We start from the raw sequence: 13,917 nt of genomic DNA, 5'->3' as shown, positions 1-13,917 counted from the left end.
CTTCCGGCGCCCGGGCTTCCGCCTGCTGGTCTTCCGCCCACTGGCAGGGGCGGATAATCTGGGAAATGCCAGGATGCTGCCAGAACAGCACCCCAGTTCCTGGCCAAGAGAGGCACGACATGTCAGAGAAGCTGCATCTAGCCCCGGAAGACGAGTTTCCGGAAGATCTCTCAGAAGTTGAGGATAAGGATCTTCAGGTCCTCGACAGCCAGGTCCAGCGCCAGCTGGATTATGAATATGTGGCCGAGGGCGAACCGAATCCGGAGACCGAATTCAGGCACTTCGACCTCGATGAGGAATTCAGCGAACGGGACAAGCGGGACTAACCGTCCACCGGTATTTCCAGCACGTTCGCTTCATCGAACCACCTACTCTGCGTTCCCAGCTGAGCGCTAAGCCCTTGCATCCGCAGTGCGATGTGGCGTGAGCTCTTCCCGGCCAGCCGCGCCTGGAACCCGGCGATGACCGTCGGATGGAGCTGCAGCCGGACGGGCACGGCCCCGGCGGTTTCCAGGCACAAGATGAACGACTGGTCGTTGCGCTCCTCGGGATCCACCGCATAGTCGTCAATGAAGTCCCCGGCGCTGTAGATGAGGGGCCGTCCGCGGTACAGCTCGACGCCACGGAATATATGCGCCGAATGCCCGAACACGACGTCGGCCCCGGCGTCCACCAGCGCCCGCCCCAGGTCCCGGTGCGCGGACGGCACATCTGCTCCCCAGTTGCCGCCCCAGTGAGCCGAAACCACCAGCAGATCGGCCCGGGCCTTGGTGCGGCGGACCAGGGCCAGCAGATCCCGCACCCGGGGGTCGCCCTGCTGCCGCCCGTCCGCCGGTACATAGTAGACCCCGGGCCGGTGCGGCCCGGCCTCCCAGTCCGGCTGGTTGTCCGTGAAGGCAATGAGTCCAACGGCGGCCGGACCCGCCCGCATGATCGCGGGCCGTTGCGCGGCCTCCAGGTCCGGCCCCGCTCCGGCGTGAAGGATTCCGCGGCGGTCCAGCGCGGGCAGCGTCTCCCGGAAGGCGTCCGTCCCGTAGTCGAGCACATGGTTGTTGGCGAGGGAGACGGCGTCGATGGCTGCCGCGGCCAGGACGGCCGTGTTGCGGACGTCCGAGCGAAAGTGGAATACCTTCCCCGGCTGCGGCGTCCCGGCGTCGGCCAGGACGCATTCGAGGTTGGCGAACCGGATGTCCCCCTGAGCCAGGACGGGAAGCGTATCGCCCCAGGGGAAGGCGGGCGGGACGGACCTGAGCTGCTGGTTCACCAGGCGGCCAAGCATCACGTCACCCAGGAACACCAGGCGCATGGTCCGCCTCCCGCCCCTCCACAGTCTGCCTACTTTTCCGCCGGGTGCTCCGCCGGGGCGGCCACGGCATGCCGGGAACCCGCTTTGAGGGCGGTCCTGATGCTCACCTTCGAGGTGTAGGAGATGGATCCGTATTGGAAGAGCCGCACCGCCACCCGGAGCATCAGGGCAGCCCCGATGTAGAGGATGGCGATCACCGCGGCCGCCTCCACGATGCCCAGTGAGCCGAAGGCGTTCCGCAGCAGGGCCGTGACCGGGGCGGAGAACGGGAAGTAGGTGAACACCTGCACGATCGGGGAGTGCGGCTCGGAGACCACCAGGCTGACCGAATAGAACGGAATAAAGATCAGGGCGATCATCACGCCCATGAAATTTCCGGCTTCCTTGGCGGTGGGCATGATGGCGCCGATGGCCACCAGGGTGGTGGTGAACAAGGCGAAGCCGCCCACCAGGATCAGCAGGCCAACCGTCATGCGCAGGGGGTCGAATTCCAGCTGGGACGCGTCGAACTCCGGGATGCGCATGGCGTCACGATAGAAGAGTGCGCCGATCAGGATGGGGGAGGCGAAGACGGCCACCTGCACCAGGCCCACCATGAACAGGGCCAGCACCTTTCCGGTGATGAGGGTGGTGGGTTTGAGCGTCGTCAGGATCATCTCGGTGACCCTGTTCTCCTTCTCCTCCAGCGTGGAGTTCAGCATCTGCCCGGCAAGGAGCACCACCAGCCCGTAAAAGACCACCAGGAATGCCAGCGGCGGGATCACGGAGTTCATGCCGCCGGACACCTCGGACCCCTGGTAGGTGACGGTGTCCACCTGCGCCGACCCTGACGCGAGGCGGGACAGCTGGGGTGACCCGATTTTCACGGCCACGGCGCGGGCCAGCATGGCCTGGGCCACGGCGGCGTACTTGCCGTTCTCAAACAGCCCCCGGTCCGCGCCGTAGGCCTTTACTGCAGTGGTTTCGGGGTGGGCGGGGAACTCGAAGTAGGCATCCACGGCGCCGGACTGGACGTCCCTGATCCCGGCGGCGGACGAGGCCGCTGGAACGGCTCCGAACGCGGCCGCGTCCGCCGGCGTGATGAGGCCGGAGGCGTCCAGGTAGGAGATGCTGAACTGGGCGTTCTTCTGGGCCTCGGCGGCGGTGCTGGTGCTGGTGTTGCTGAGGAAGATCATCCCGAACACCACCGCCATGATGACGGGCACGGACAGGGTGCCGATCCAGAAGCGCAGCTTGGTGACGGTGCGCACGAATTCGAAGCTGATGACCGTTCCAAGGTTGTGCTGGGCCATGGCTAGGCTCCCCGGGCGGCGGCCGCGCGGCCGGGAACGGACGACGGCGGCTGGGTGTGGTCCCCGTACACGCGGATGAAGATGTCCTCCATCGAGATTTTGGTGGTGGTGAAACTCCGGATGACCAGGCCGGCGTCCATGAGTTCCCGCAGGATGGCTGCTTCGTCGGTGCCGTCCGTGATGGAGAGCTCCGCATAGTTGGTTTCTTCCAGCGTCACCTCATAGTGGGGCGACGGCGGAATGGGCCCGGCGTGGCGGATGCGCACGATCCTGCCGCCATATTTGTTCTGGACCTCATCGATGGTGCCGTAGGCCTCGGACGTGCCGTCTTTCAGGAGGATGATGCGGTCGCACAGCCGCTCCACTTCCTCCATCTGGTGGGTCACCATGACCACGGTGGCGCCGTCGCTCTTTTGCTCCCCAATGATGTCCATCAGCAGCCGGCGGTTCACGGGGTCGAAGCCCTTGGTGGGTTCGTCCAGGATGAGGAGCTCCGGACGGTTCATGATGGTGACGCCGAGCTGGACCTTCTGCTGCTCGCCGCTGGAGAGCTTGTCCACCTGGGTGGCGGCCTTGCCGGCCAGGTCCACCCGGTCCAGGTAGGCCAGTGACCACTGCCGCGCCGAATGCCGGTCCATTCCCTTGAGGCGGCCGAAGTAGGTCATGACGTCCATGACCTTTTCCTTCTTGTAGAGCCCGCGTTCCTCCGGAAGATAGCCCAGCCTGCTGCCGTGCTCGGGTTTGAACGGCCGGCCGTTGATGTGGAGAACCCCGGCCGTGGGTTCGTAGAGGCCCAGCAGCGCGCGGATGGTGGTGGTCTTGCCGGAGCCGTTGCTGCCCAGGAACCCGAACGTTTCGCCGGCCCGGACATCGAAGGACAGGTCGCGGACCACGGTGGTGTCCGCGAAGTCCATCCGGAAACCGCTGATGTGCACCACTGGCTCGTCCATGGCTGTCGCCGCCTGTACCGATCATTGCCCGCCGGTGTCGGTTCCCCCCGGGCAGGCTGCCATGTCACCAGACTGGCTGCCGATCCCGCCGAACGGAAGGGGCGAAGGTCCCGGCAGGCCGGCGCGGCATACGAAAAGGCCGGGACGCGGAAGTCTCCGCGCCCCGGCCTTTAGGTAACGACTACTTGTCGTTGATGGTGTCCTTGACGTCCTCGGCGGCGTGCTTCGCGTCGGCCGTGCCCTGATCAATCTTGCCCTCGGTCTCGAGCTTGCTGTTGTTGGTCAGCTTGCCCAGTGCTTCCTTGGCCTCGCCGATTGCTTTCTCGGCAGCGTTCTTGATCTTGTCGCCCAAACCCATGTTTGTTTCCTCAATCAGTTGATCAGTCGCAGGAGGGCGGATGCCAACCGTTGCCCCTCCACCCTAGGTGCAACCGGCTTCCGGCAGTGCCATCCGCAGTTTTGCGTCGATGGCGCCGCGGCCGGCGCACCGTCAAACGTTGAGGCGGCGGCGTAACCGGAACACGAGTTCGACGGCGGCGCACCCGCCAACCGCCGCCAGCAGGGCGGCGTTGCGGAGCGTGTCCGGCGGCCAGGCGATGCCGAAGAAGTCGGCAATGACGGGGACGGTGAGCAGCGCGAACAGCCCGGCATACATTGAGGCGACGATGAGGAGGCGCCAGCGGTTCAGCGGCCGGGAGAGCACCACGAGCACCCAGAGTGCCACGAGGGCGAGCACCATCACCGAGCCGGTCCGCACGGAGTCCTGCCCGTACACCCCTGCGACCGCCGCATAGGCATTCACCGCAAGCACCGCCGCGGTGATGATGAGGCCGGCGGGGACGGCAAACGTCAGGGAGCGTTTGAGGAAGCCGGGCCGGTAGAGCCGGGCGTTGGGCATAAGGGCGAGGAAGAAGGCGGGGATGCCGATGGTGAGCCCGTCGGTGGCGGAGAGCTGTCGCGGCAGGAACGGAAAGCCCCACAGCAGGCCGCCGAAGGCCACCGACAGGGCAATGGCATAGGCTGTTTTGGCGAGGAACAGCATGGAGACTCGCTCGATGTTGGCGATGACCCGCCTGCCCTCTGCCACGACCCCGGGGAGCCTGTCGAAGCGGCCGTCCAGCAGCACCAGCCGGGAGACGGCCTTGGTGGCCGCCGCGGCTGAGCCCATGGCAATCCCGATGTCCGCCTCTTTCAGCGCCAGGGCGTCATTGACTCCGTCCCCGGTCATGGCCACCACATGGCCCCGGCTGCGCAGGGCTGCGACCATGGCCTTCTTTTGCGCCGGGGTGACCCTGCCGAACACTGTGTGGTTCTGCAGGACGTCGGCCATGAGCTCAGGATCTTCGGGGAGCTCGCGGGCATCGTAGCCGTCGGCGGCGTCCAGGCCCACGTTGCGGGCAACAGCCGCCACGGTCCGCGGGTCATCGCCGGAGATGATCCGGAGGTCGACGCCCTGCTTCCGGAAGTAGGCCAGGGTCGCGGCGGCGTCGGGCCTTATCTTTTCGCGGAAGGTCAGCAGCGCGGCGGGCACCAGCATGGACGGCAGGGCTGCCGCTTCCGCCTCCCGGTCTGCCATGGGCCGCCCGGCATGGGCCAGGACCAGTGCCCGGAGGCCGGACGATGCCAGCCCGGCGGCCGACGCCAGTGCCCGGGCGTGTCCCGGAGTCGTGGCCTCGAGGACCAGTTCCGGGGCGCCCAGCACCCAGGCGCCGGGCGAGGACCCGTTGTTGAAGCTGACCGCACTCCATTTCCGCGAGGAGGCGAAGGGGACGGAAGACGCCGGGCGGAGGCCGCCGTCGTCCTTGTAGACAGCGGCGAGGCAGCGGGCGGTGGCGTTTGCGTCGGGGTCGGCGCCGAACCAGCCCAGCGCCTCCTGCCATCCTTCCGCCGGTGCGGCGCCGGCGTCGTGCACGCCGTCGAAAATGATCTTGCCCTCAGTGAGGGTGCCGGTCTTGTCCAGACAAAGCATGTCCACCCGGGCCAGGCCTTCGACGGCTGCCAGTTCCTGAATGAGGACTTTGTCGCGGGCCAGCCGCAGCCCGCCCAGCGCGAAGGCGACGCTGGCCATGAGCACCAGGCCCAGCGGGACCATGGCGATGACGCTTGCCACGGCGCCCACGGCCGCGGTCTTCCAGGCGCCGGTGTCCAGCGCCTGGTTCCAGCCGCCCTGGGCCTGCATCTCCCCGTTGACAACGATGGCCATGACGGGGAGGAGGCCCCATGTGATCCATCGCAGGACCTTGTTGAGGCCGGTGCGGATTTCCGAGTTGACCAGGGAAAAACGCTTGGCCTGCGTTGTGAGCTTGCCGGCAAAGGAGTCGTCCCCGACGCGGATCACCTGGGCCCGGCCCTGGCCGCCCACAACACTGGACCCGGCCAGCACCTCGGTCCCCGGTGCTTTGTCCACGGGGTTGGATTCGCCGGTGAGCAGGGATTCGTCGATTTCCAGTCCGTGGGCGTCGTACACGGTGGCGTCCGCGGGCACCTGGTCCCCGGCGAAGAGCAGGATGACGTCGTCCAGGACCACCTCGGCCGTTGGAATGTCCTGGATGGCGCCGTCCCTCAGGACCCGTGCGTGCGGGAAGTTCAGCACCGCCAGCCGGTCCAGCGACTTCTTGGCCCGGTATTCCTGGACCACCCCGATGACGGCGTTACCGACGGCCGCGAAGCCGAAGAGGGCGTCCTGCCACTGCCCCAAGGCCAGGAGTAGCACGAAGCTCCCGGCCACAATGGCATTGAACAGGGTCAGGACGTTGGCACGGAAGATGTCCCAGATGCTGCGGCTTGATGCGTTGGAGACAAGGTTGGTCAGGCCTCCGCGGACACGTTCGGAGACGTCGGCACTGGACAGCCCGTGCCCGCGCCAACTCTCCATGCCAAACCGGTGGGTGCGTTGCCCCGTCACCATGAGTGTTGCTCCCTTAGGCATCCGCCGCTCGTGTCCTTAGTGTGGCACGCCTGCCGGCCCTTGGCCCGCTTTGGTGCGGTCCCGCGGATGTGGTCCGCGGATGTGGCCCGCGTATGCGCGGGAACGGTACCATCATGACCATGCCCGGAGTTCTCGACATTGCAGGTCCCATCCTGGAAGTGCTGACCTGGATTTGCCTGCCTGCCGGCCTGATTCTCCTGGTTATCGTGGAGACGATGAGGCGGTTCGAGGATCAGTGGGCGCAGTCGGAAGGCGTGGTCTACTCCGACGAGAGTGGCGTGGGTTTCCGCTGGTACGACCACCATCACCAGGTCCACAACGCGCCCATGTCCCCGCATGACATCCGGCATATGGCCCCGGGGGACGCCGTCACCATCCACTATGCGGTGAAGACGCCCACCCGCTGGCGGACCAGCGCGCCGGAGGTGCGCGGCGAGGCGGCCGGGGTCCTTGGCTGGATCCTGAGCGGCATCGGCGCGGCAGCCATGGTTGCCGGGTTCCTGCTGCCGATGTTCTGAGCCGTTACAGCTCGAAGTGCGTCCTCGTCGGGCCTCGGCCCAGGGAATCGACGATTGCCGTTGCCACGCCGTGCAGTTTGACGTTCCGCGCGCTCGAAGCGGACTTGAGGAGCTCGAAGGCTTCCTCCTGGCTGCACCGGTTCTGCGCCATGATGATGCCAATGGCGACGTCGATGGCGGTGCGGGACTCCAGTGTTGCCTTGAGATTGGCTGCCGTCTCGCTGAAGTGGGCGAACCTCACCGCCAGCCGGAGGGCCAGGGACGTCTGGCTGACAAAATCCTCGGCGAGTTCCAGGACCTTGCCCTCGAACCGGCCCGGGCGGTGGGAGTAGAGATTCAGCGCCGCGCGGGTGTCGCCGTCAAGCTGGAAGGGCACGGAGAGGATGGACCGGACTCCGTGCCCCAGTACGGTATCCGAGTAGTTCGGCCAGCGCTCATGGGTTTCAAGGTCCTTGATGTGCACCGTCACCTGGTCGCGGGAAGCGGTCATGCACGGACCGTCACCAAAGGCGTACTGGATCTCATCCATGGCCTGCGCTTCGGGGCTGCTGCTGGCCACGGTGGCTGCCTTCCGGTGCCGGAGCAGGGTAATCCCGCACAGGACGGCGTCTCCCGGTTCGGAAAGGATGCGCGCGGAGACGCGTGCGAGTTCGTGGAGGAATTGCTCAACATCCGAGCTGTTCAACACGATCTCATTAAGGTGCTGGCTGATGGACGTTGCGGTATATGCGGTCGACTCGCTGGCCACGATGTTCTTGCTGCCGTTTCATTCAGGTCAAAACGAGCCGGCAAAGAGGTCGCCCACCCTGGCGATCGCAACGCGGGCAGCAGGCAGAGAAGCCGGATCGTAGAACTATCCAACGGCTCTCTGCTAAACCGTACCGAGAAATTATATACATCTGTCACGGGTTAGCGGGTGCGTGTGACAAGGCCCACCGCCGGGCCGGCCGGCCATGGCGGAAGCCTTCGATGCCCGCCTAATCCGGGCCGAAAGTCCCTCGCAACCGGCCGCCGCCTGCCGGATAGTTGGAGAAAAGCGGCCGCCGTTGTCCATCCCCGCATGCCGAGCTCCGCACCGCCGGCTCACCCGGATCCGCATGGCGGCCTTGAGCCACGAGGCGAACGGCTGGCCATGAGCATTTTCGAGGACAGGGTTGAAGCGGGACGGCGGCTGGGGCAGCGCCTCGAATACCTCCGGGGCCAGGACATCGTGGTCCTCGGGCTGCCCCGCGGCGGCGTTCCGGTGGCGTTCGAGGTGGCCACGGCGCTGGACGCACCCCTGGACGTGATCGTGGTGCGGAAGCTGGGCGTCCCGTTCCAGCCGGAGCTGGCCATGGGGGCCATCGGTGAAGGCGGTGCGCGGGTGCTGGACAAGCACATCATTTCCCGGGTACGCGTGACGCAGGCCGAACTTGACGCCGTTGAAGACCGGGAGCGCGCACTGCTCGAGTCGCGGGTGGCCCGGTTCAGGAAAGGGCGGACCCGTGCGGATCTGCATGGACGCACGGCAGTGATCGTCGACGACGGCATCGCCACCGGGTCCACAGCCAGGGTTGCCTGCCTCATCGCCCGTCAACTGGGTGCAGCCAAGGTGATTCTGGCCGTGCCGGTGGCCCCGGCGGACACGCTCGCGGACCTCACGGAACCGGACGAAGTGGTGTGCCTTGCCACGCCGCGCCAGTTCACCGCTGTCGGCTACCACTACCGTGATTTCTCGCCGACTGACGACGACGAAGTAGTCCTGCTGCTCGATGCGGCAGCGAAGCGGCTGCACAGCGCCCGGACGGTTGCCAACGGCACCGCCGTCGATGAGGACGTCCAGATCGAAGCCGGAGCGGCGCGGCTCCAGGGGCACCTCTACCTGCCCGAGGCGGGTGCCGCCGTCGTGCTGTTCGCCCACGGCAGCGGCAGCAGCAGGCACAGCCCCCGCAACCGTTTCGTGGCGGCGTTCCTGCAGCGGGCGGGGCTGGGGACGTTGTTGCTGGACCTGCTCACTCCGGCCGAGGAGCTCAACCGGGCCAATGTGTTCGACATCGGGCTGCTCGCCGGCCGGCTGACCGGGGCTACGGAGTGGCTCGCCGAGCGGCCGGACACAGCCGGGAGCCGCGTGGGGTACTTCGGCGCGAGCACGGGGGCAGGGGCTGCTCTGTGGGCCGCCGCGGAACCCGGCGCACGTATTGATGCCGTGGTTTCCCGGGGCGGCCGCCCCGATCTCGCCGGCGACCGGCTCTCAGCCGTCCGTGCCCCCACGCTCCTGATAGTGGGCGGGGCGGACCGTGAAGTCCTGGAGCTCAACCGCTGGGCCCAGGCGCTGCTGCGCTGTCCCAGCCAGTTGTCCGTTGTTCCGGGCGCCACGCATCTTTTCGAAGAACCCGGGACGCTATCGGAGGCCGCGGCGTTGGCCAGGGACTGGTTCGTCCGCTACCTTCAGCCAGGCGCGGATGAGCCGGGGGACTGACCCGGCCGCCTATCCTGCAGTATCTCCTGGTACAGGGATACGTGGTCGGCCACCATCCGCCCCACGCTAAAGCGCAGCTCGGCGGCCCGGCGGCAGGCAGTCCGGTCCAGGCCGGGGGCCAGCAACAGTGCTTCGGCCAGCTCATCGATGCCGCTCCGCAGGTAACCGGTGACGCCGTCGTCCACGATCTCGGGGGCCGCCCCGGATCCGGTGCCCACCACCGGGGTGCCGGTTGCCAAGGCTTCGATCATCACCAGGCCGAAGGGTTCCGGCCACTGGATCGGGTTGAGGAATGCCGCTGCGCCGCCCATGAGCTGGTACTTCTCCGCCACGGCGAGTTCCCCGAGGAACTCCACGTCCGGCCCGAGGAGCGGGGCAATCCGGCTGTCGAAGTACTCTTTCTCTTCACGGCCCTGGACACGGGCCGACATCAGCAGCCTGAACCCGGCCTGCCGCGCGATCAGGATGGCCTCCCGCGGCCCTTTGTCCGGACTCATCCGCCCGAGGAATGCCGCGTATCCGCCGGTGCCGTCACCCACCGGCACGGCGTCAACGTCGATTCCGTGGTGGATCACCCGGGCGATCCGGACCCCGGCGGCATCCGCAGCCTGTCGATGCGAAATGGCCACCATGGCCACATCCGGCCCCATCAGCCGGTAGAGATCGCCCAGACGCGAACTGAACGGCCCGTGGTTGGTGGTGACCACCGGCAGCGAGGCGGGGCGGTAGCGGAAGAAAGGTCCTGCCACCGTGTGGTCGTGGACGAGGTCCACGTCGGTCAAAGCCGCATAGGCCCGGGCCACATGGTAAAGCTCGGTGGCGGCGGACCAGGTGGCGGACGAACCCGCGCTGGGCTCCGGCATGTCAGGCACCAGGGGAACCGGGCAGGTGCTCCCGGCGGGTGCGGCCAGCAGCACCTCATGGCCGGCGGCAGCGAGTCCGCGTGCCAGCCCGTCCACCACCACTTCGGTGCCGCCATAGCGGGGCGGTGGCACCTGCAACCAGGGCGGAGCGATCAGTCCGATACGCACGTTGGATCATCTCCTCGCACCCGGGACGCCGCGGTATGCCGCTCGTATAGATTCCCAGCCGGGCCTGTTGTTTCCCAGTGCCTTTAGTCCCGTTACGCCGTCTATTGAGCCGCTGTGTCGGTCTTGGTACTGTGTTGATATCAGTCTGGGGTTGGTGCATAGGAACTCGGTGAAGCAGTCCGCCGTGTGTGTTTCGCTGCTGTGGGGAGTTGCATGATCCCGGACCTTCCGGTATTCGAGTTGTATCGGTCAGAACACTACGATCGCCTCCGGTTCAGCGGCGAGCGCTTTTCCGGCGATCCGCCCTCTAAAATGCCCGCCCCCGAATCCCTTGACGGTGTCCGCCGGCCGTCCTTCGCTCGGTGGCGGCATGTGGCGTGAACCCATCCGCCGGCGCACCGAAGACCTGCTGCGCGATTTCGTGGCCCGGGCAGACGAACTCGTGCGCGCCCAGGACCAGATGCAGGGCCTGCTGGGGGCGGTAGTTTCCCTCACCGAAGACCTCAGCCTCGAAGCGGTCCTGGACCGTGTGGTGCAATCAGCCTGCGAGCTGGTGGGCGCGCGCTACGGCGCGCTGGGCGTGATCAACGGCGACCACGAACTGGGCCACTTCATCACCGTGGGAATCGACGACGACGGCGTCCGCCTGATCGGCGACCTCCCCACCGGACGCGGGGTACTGGGGCACCTGATCCGCCGGCCCGAGGCACTTCGGCTGGACGATCTGGGCGCGACTGAAATGGCCAGCGGCTTCCCGCCCCACCACCCGGAGATGAAGACGTTCCTGGGGGTGCCGGTCAGGGTCCGGGGTGCCGTCTTTGGGAACCTCTACCTGACGGAAAAGCTCGACGGCGCGCCATTCACCGCGGAGGACCAGGAGCTCGCCTCGGCGTTGGCGGCGGCCGCCGGCGTGGCCATCGAGAACGCCCGGCTGTACGAGGACACCCGCCGCCGCCAACGCTGGCTGGAGGCCGGGCTGGAGGTCAGCGACCAGCTGAGTTCGGCGCTGTTCCCCGGCGAAACCGACAACCTGGACCTCGTTGCCGAGCGGGCACTGACCGTCTCGGACTCGATCCTCGCCGTGATTGCCTACCCTGATTCCGACGGCACCCAGCGGTGCCGGACCCTGGTGGGTGTCCAGTCCCTTCCTGCCGGCCAGGAGCTGCCGGCATCCAAAGTCATGAGGGACGTCCTTGAAACCGGGACGTCCGCGCTTGTCAGGGACCCGAACGAGGTTTTCGGGCCGGGAACGGACGAGAAACTGGGCCCCCTGCTGGTGGCTGCCCTGGGGCGCAAGAGCAGCGAGCGCGGCCTGCTGATCCTGGCACGCCCCGCAGGAGGCCCCTTGTACCTCCAGTCCGACCTGCAGTCCTGCGCCGTCTTCGGTTCCAGGGTGGGGCTGGCCCTCGGGCTGGTCAGGGCACGGCAGCGCCGGGAGGAGCAGCTGCTGTCCACGGACCGCGACAGGATCGCCCGCGACCTGCACGATCTGGTGATCCAGCGGCTCTTCGGTGCGGGGCTGAGCATGCAGAGCCTGCGGCGTTACATCCCGGACCCCGTGGCCCAGGAGCGCATCTCCGCGGTGACAGCCGAATTGGACGGCACCATCCATGAGCTCAGGGACACCATTTACTCGATGCGGACCGGCCACGGCCAGAAGGAACCGCTCACCGGCCTCATCATGCGGACCATCCACGAGGGGATCCGCAACTCCGAGTTCTCCCCTAAAGTCCAACTGACGGGGCCGGTGGACGAAGCGGTTCCCGACGCCGTGGTGGAGCAGTTGCTGCCAGTGCTGTCCGAGGGGCTGAGCAACGCCGTCCGGCACTCCGGGGCGGACGAAATCGACATTTCGCTGACGGCCCGGACGGACTGCGTGGAACTCCGGATTACGGACAACGGCTGCGGGTTCGAAAACCCCGCCAGGGTCAGCGGCATCGCCAACATGAAGCACCGGGCCATGGCACTGGGCGGCGAGTGCTCCATCACGAGCAGCCCCGGGCACGGCACCCGGCTAACGTGGACCGCGCCGTCGAAGTGACCTCGGGTGCGGGTTGCGACGGCATCCTCAGCCACGCAGTTCGAAACCCAGTTTGGCGAGGATGCCGGCCACCTGGACTTTGACCGCTGTCCGGGCGAATCTCGTCTCCTCGCTGATCTGGCTGTTGGTCAGCCCCTGGCCCATGAGTGCCAGGACCCTCAGTTCCTGTGCGTTGAGGCCGCTGTGCCTTCGGTTGACTTGTGCCTGGTACAGGCCCTCCATGACCTTGCGTTCGATGCCGGGCTCCAGCAGTGACTCGCCGGTTGCGACCTTTCGGATTCCCTCAAGCAGAGTGGTCCCGGGCAACTGCCGGAGTACGTAGCCGGCCGCCCCGGCCAGTACTGCGCTGCTGAGGGCATGGTCGTCGTCGTAACTGCTCAGCAGCAGGCACCGGAGGCCAGGATTGTCGGCGAGAATTTCCCGGCACACTTCAATGCCGGTGCCGTCCGGCAAATGAGCGCCGAGCACCACGAGGTCGGGATGCAGTTCCGGGATCCGGCTGCTTGCCTCGGAGGCCGATCCGCTTTCACCGACCACCTCGAAATGCGCCTCTTCCAGCAGCTCACGCAGTCCCATCCGGACCAGGGCATGGCTGTCCAGGATATATACGCGCGTTCCCCCAACAACGTCGTTCCCGATTGCTGGGTCAGTGGCCACCGTGAGCATCACCCAGTCCTGGCTTCATGGGGTCCGCGACGGCACTGCCCGCGTGAGCGTTGCCGCTTCGGCGGGTGTGGAAGGCGTAGTACAGCAGGCACAGGCCGGCCACCAGCGGCACCACCGCGGTGAGATACTCCATCGTGCGGAAATTTACGGCCGACTGGAAGGCAAAGGACAGCCCCAGCACGGCCAGTACGGCAGCAGGAATGAGCGGCCACTTCATCCGCTCCGGGGTGAGGGTCAGGGCGGCAAAGGTTGCGGCGAGCCCCAGGAACAGCACTGCGGCCACCGGTGTTCCGTCCAGTGCCGGCGGCAAGGCCACCACCAGGGCAAGGGTGAGCAGGACGCCGCAGGGGATCAGCGCCCACCAGTTGGACCGCTCCCGGAGGTACACCGCCGCGAAGCCGGCGGAGATGAAGAGGAAGAACAGTGAGCCCGGCCAGTCGCCCGCTGAAGCGGGCCACAGCTGTGTGGTGGCGATGACCGCGGCCAGCCCCAGGAGGACAAACCCCGGAATGGCCGCCCACCAGTTCGTTCGGCTCCTGGAAAACACCGCCAGGAAGGCTGCGCCGGAGGCGCCGAAGATAAACGGCCACACCAGCAGTGCGGTGTCGAGGACGCGCAGGGCGTCCAGCAACAACAGGACGCCGGCCAGCAGGAGGACTACGCCTGCGATGATGCTCGCCGATGCTGCTTTCATGACGACGCTCCAAGGGCTTGGCGCGCGGTGCT

13 protein-coding genes are annotated in these 13,917 nt (G+C 67.0%); 4 read left to right on the top strand and 9 right to left on the bottom strand.

The annotated features are described in order from the left end of the window. The first annotated feature begins 119 nt into the window (after positions 1-119). The gene (locus tag AC1MDG_RS17870) at positions 120-326 is read left to right on the top strand and encodes a hypothetical protein (protein ID WP_043484102.1); all 207 of its coding nucleotides are present in this window, start codon (positions 120-122) and stop codon (positions 324-326) included. On the opposite strand, the gene AC1MDG_RS17865 is transcribed toward AC1MDG_RS17870, so the two are convergent. From AC1MDG_RS17865 to AC1MDG_RS17845, 5 genes are all read right to left on the bottom strand, one after another. After that, positions 323-1,306 carry a CapA family protein gene (locus AC1MDG_RS17865; RefSeq protein WP_479805658.1) on the bottom strand — a complete coding sequence of 328 codons (984 nt, stop codon included), beginning with the start codon at positions 1,304-1,306 and terminating at the stop codon, positions 323-325. The genes AC1MDG_RS17870 and AC1MDG_RS17865 overlap by 4 nt on opposite strands. Before the next feature lie 29 nt (positions 1,307-1,335). Further along, complete coding sequence (locus tag AC1MDG_RS17860) at positions 1,336-2,598, bottom strand: ABC transporter permease (RefSeq protein WP_479805656.1); 1,263 nt, start codon at positions 2,596-2,598, stop codon at positions 1,336-1,338. A gap of 2 nt (positions 2,599-2,600) precedes the next feature. Further along, on the bottom strand, positions 2,601-3,548 hold the full coding sequence (locus AC1MDG_RS17855; protein ID WP_479805654.1) for an ABC transporter ATP-binding protein: 948 nt from the start codon (positions 3,546-3,548) through the stop codon (positions 2,601-2,603). Between the two features lie 181 nt (positions 3,549-3,729). After that, on the bottom strand, positions 3,730-3,906 hold the full coding sequence (locus AC1MDG_RS17850; protein WP_011693297.1) for a CsbD family protein: 177 nt from the start codon (positions 3,904-3,906) through the stop codon (positions 3,730-3,732). 132 nt (positions 3,907-4,038) lie between these two features. Beyond that, positions 4,039-6,477 (bottom strand): HAD-IC family P-type ATPase, encoded by a 2,439-nt coding sequence (locus AC1MDG_RS17845; RefSeq protein WP_479805652.1) that lies wholly within the window; start codon positions 6,475-6,477, stop codon positions 4,039-4,041. A 113-nt stretch (positions 6,478-6,590) separates the two neighbouring features. Between AC1MDG_RS17845 and AC1MDG_RS17840 the strand changes: the two genes are divergently transcribed. Continuing rightward, on the top strand, positions 6,591-6,995 hold the full coding sequence (locus AC1MDG_RS17840) for a hypothetical protein (RefSeq protein ID WP_326942850.1): 405 nt from the start codon (positions 6,591-6,593) through the stop codon (positions 6,993-6,995). A 4-nt stretch (positions 6,996-6,999) separates the two neighbouring features. Here the strand turns inward: AC1MDG_RS17840 and AC1MDG_RS17835 are convergent, their stop codons facing one another. Then, positions 7,000-7,743 carry a GAF and ANTAR domain-containing protein gene (locus AC1MDG_RS17835; RefSeq protein ID WP_479805649.1) on the bottom strand — a complete coding sequence of 248 codons (744 nt, stop codon included), beginning with the start codon at positions 7,741-7,743 and terminating at the stop codon, positions 7,000-7,002. 384 nt (positions 7,744-8,127) lie between these two features. Between AC1MDG_RS17835 and AC1MDG_RS17830 the strand changes: the two genes are divergently transcribed. After that, the gene (locus AC1MDG_RS17830; protein WP_479805647.1) at positions 8,128-9,453 is read left to right on the top strand and encodes a phosphoribosyltransferase family protein; all 1,326 of its coding nucleotides are present in this window, start codon (positions 8,128-8,130) and stop codon (positions 9,451-9,453) included. Here AC1MDG_RS17830 and AC1MDG_RS17825 read toward each other — a convergent pair. Further along, on the bottom strand, positions 9,423-10,484 hold the full coding sequence (locus tag AC1MDG_RS17825) for a glycosyltransferase family 4 protein (protein ID WP_479805645.1): 1,062 nt from the start codon (positions 10,482-10,484) through the stop codon (positions 9,423-9,425). The genes AC1MDG_RS17830 and AC1MDG_RS17825 overlap by 31 nt on opposite strands. A 370-nt stretch (positions 10,485-10,854) precedes the next feature. Between AC1MDG_RS17825 and AC1MDG_RS17820 the strand changes: the two genes are divergently transcribed. Continuing rightward, positions 10,855-12,525 (top strand): GAF domain-containing sensor histidine kinase, encoded by a 1,671-nt coding sequence (locus tag AC1MDG_RS17820; RefSeq protein ID WP_479805643.1) that lies wholly within the window; start codon positions 10,855-10,857, stop codon positions 12,523-12,525. A gap of 27 nt (positions 12,526-12,552) precedes the next feature. On the opposite strand, the gene AC1MDG_RS17815 is transcribed toward AC1MDG_RS17820, so the two are convergent. Both AC1MDG_RS17815 and AC1MDG_RS17810 read right to left on the bottom strand, forming a co-directional pair. Next, positions 12,553-13,191: a response regulator gene (locus AC1MDG_RS17815; protein ID WP_479805641.1), complete on the bottom strand. Its 639-nt coding sequence runs from the start codon at positions 13,189-13,191 to the stop codon at positions 12,553-12,555. Continuing rightward, complete coding sequence (locus tag AC1MDG_RS17810) at positions 13,172-13,885, bottom strand: hypothetical protein (RefSeq protein WP_479805639.1); 714 nt, start codon at positions 13,883-13,885, stop codon at positions 13,172-13,174. The genes AC1MDG_RS17815 and AC1MDG_RS17810 overlap by 20 nt, the downstream gene beginning before the upstream one ends. Between the last annotated feature and the right edge of the window lie 32 nt (positions 13,886-13,917).

The sequence above is a fragment of the Arthrobacter sp. AIWTK1 genome (assembly GCF_056680535.1).
This window is presented reverse-complemented; position numbering and strand designations above follow the sequence as displayed.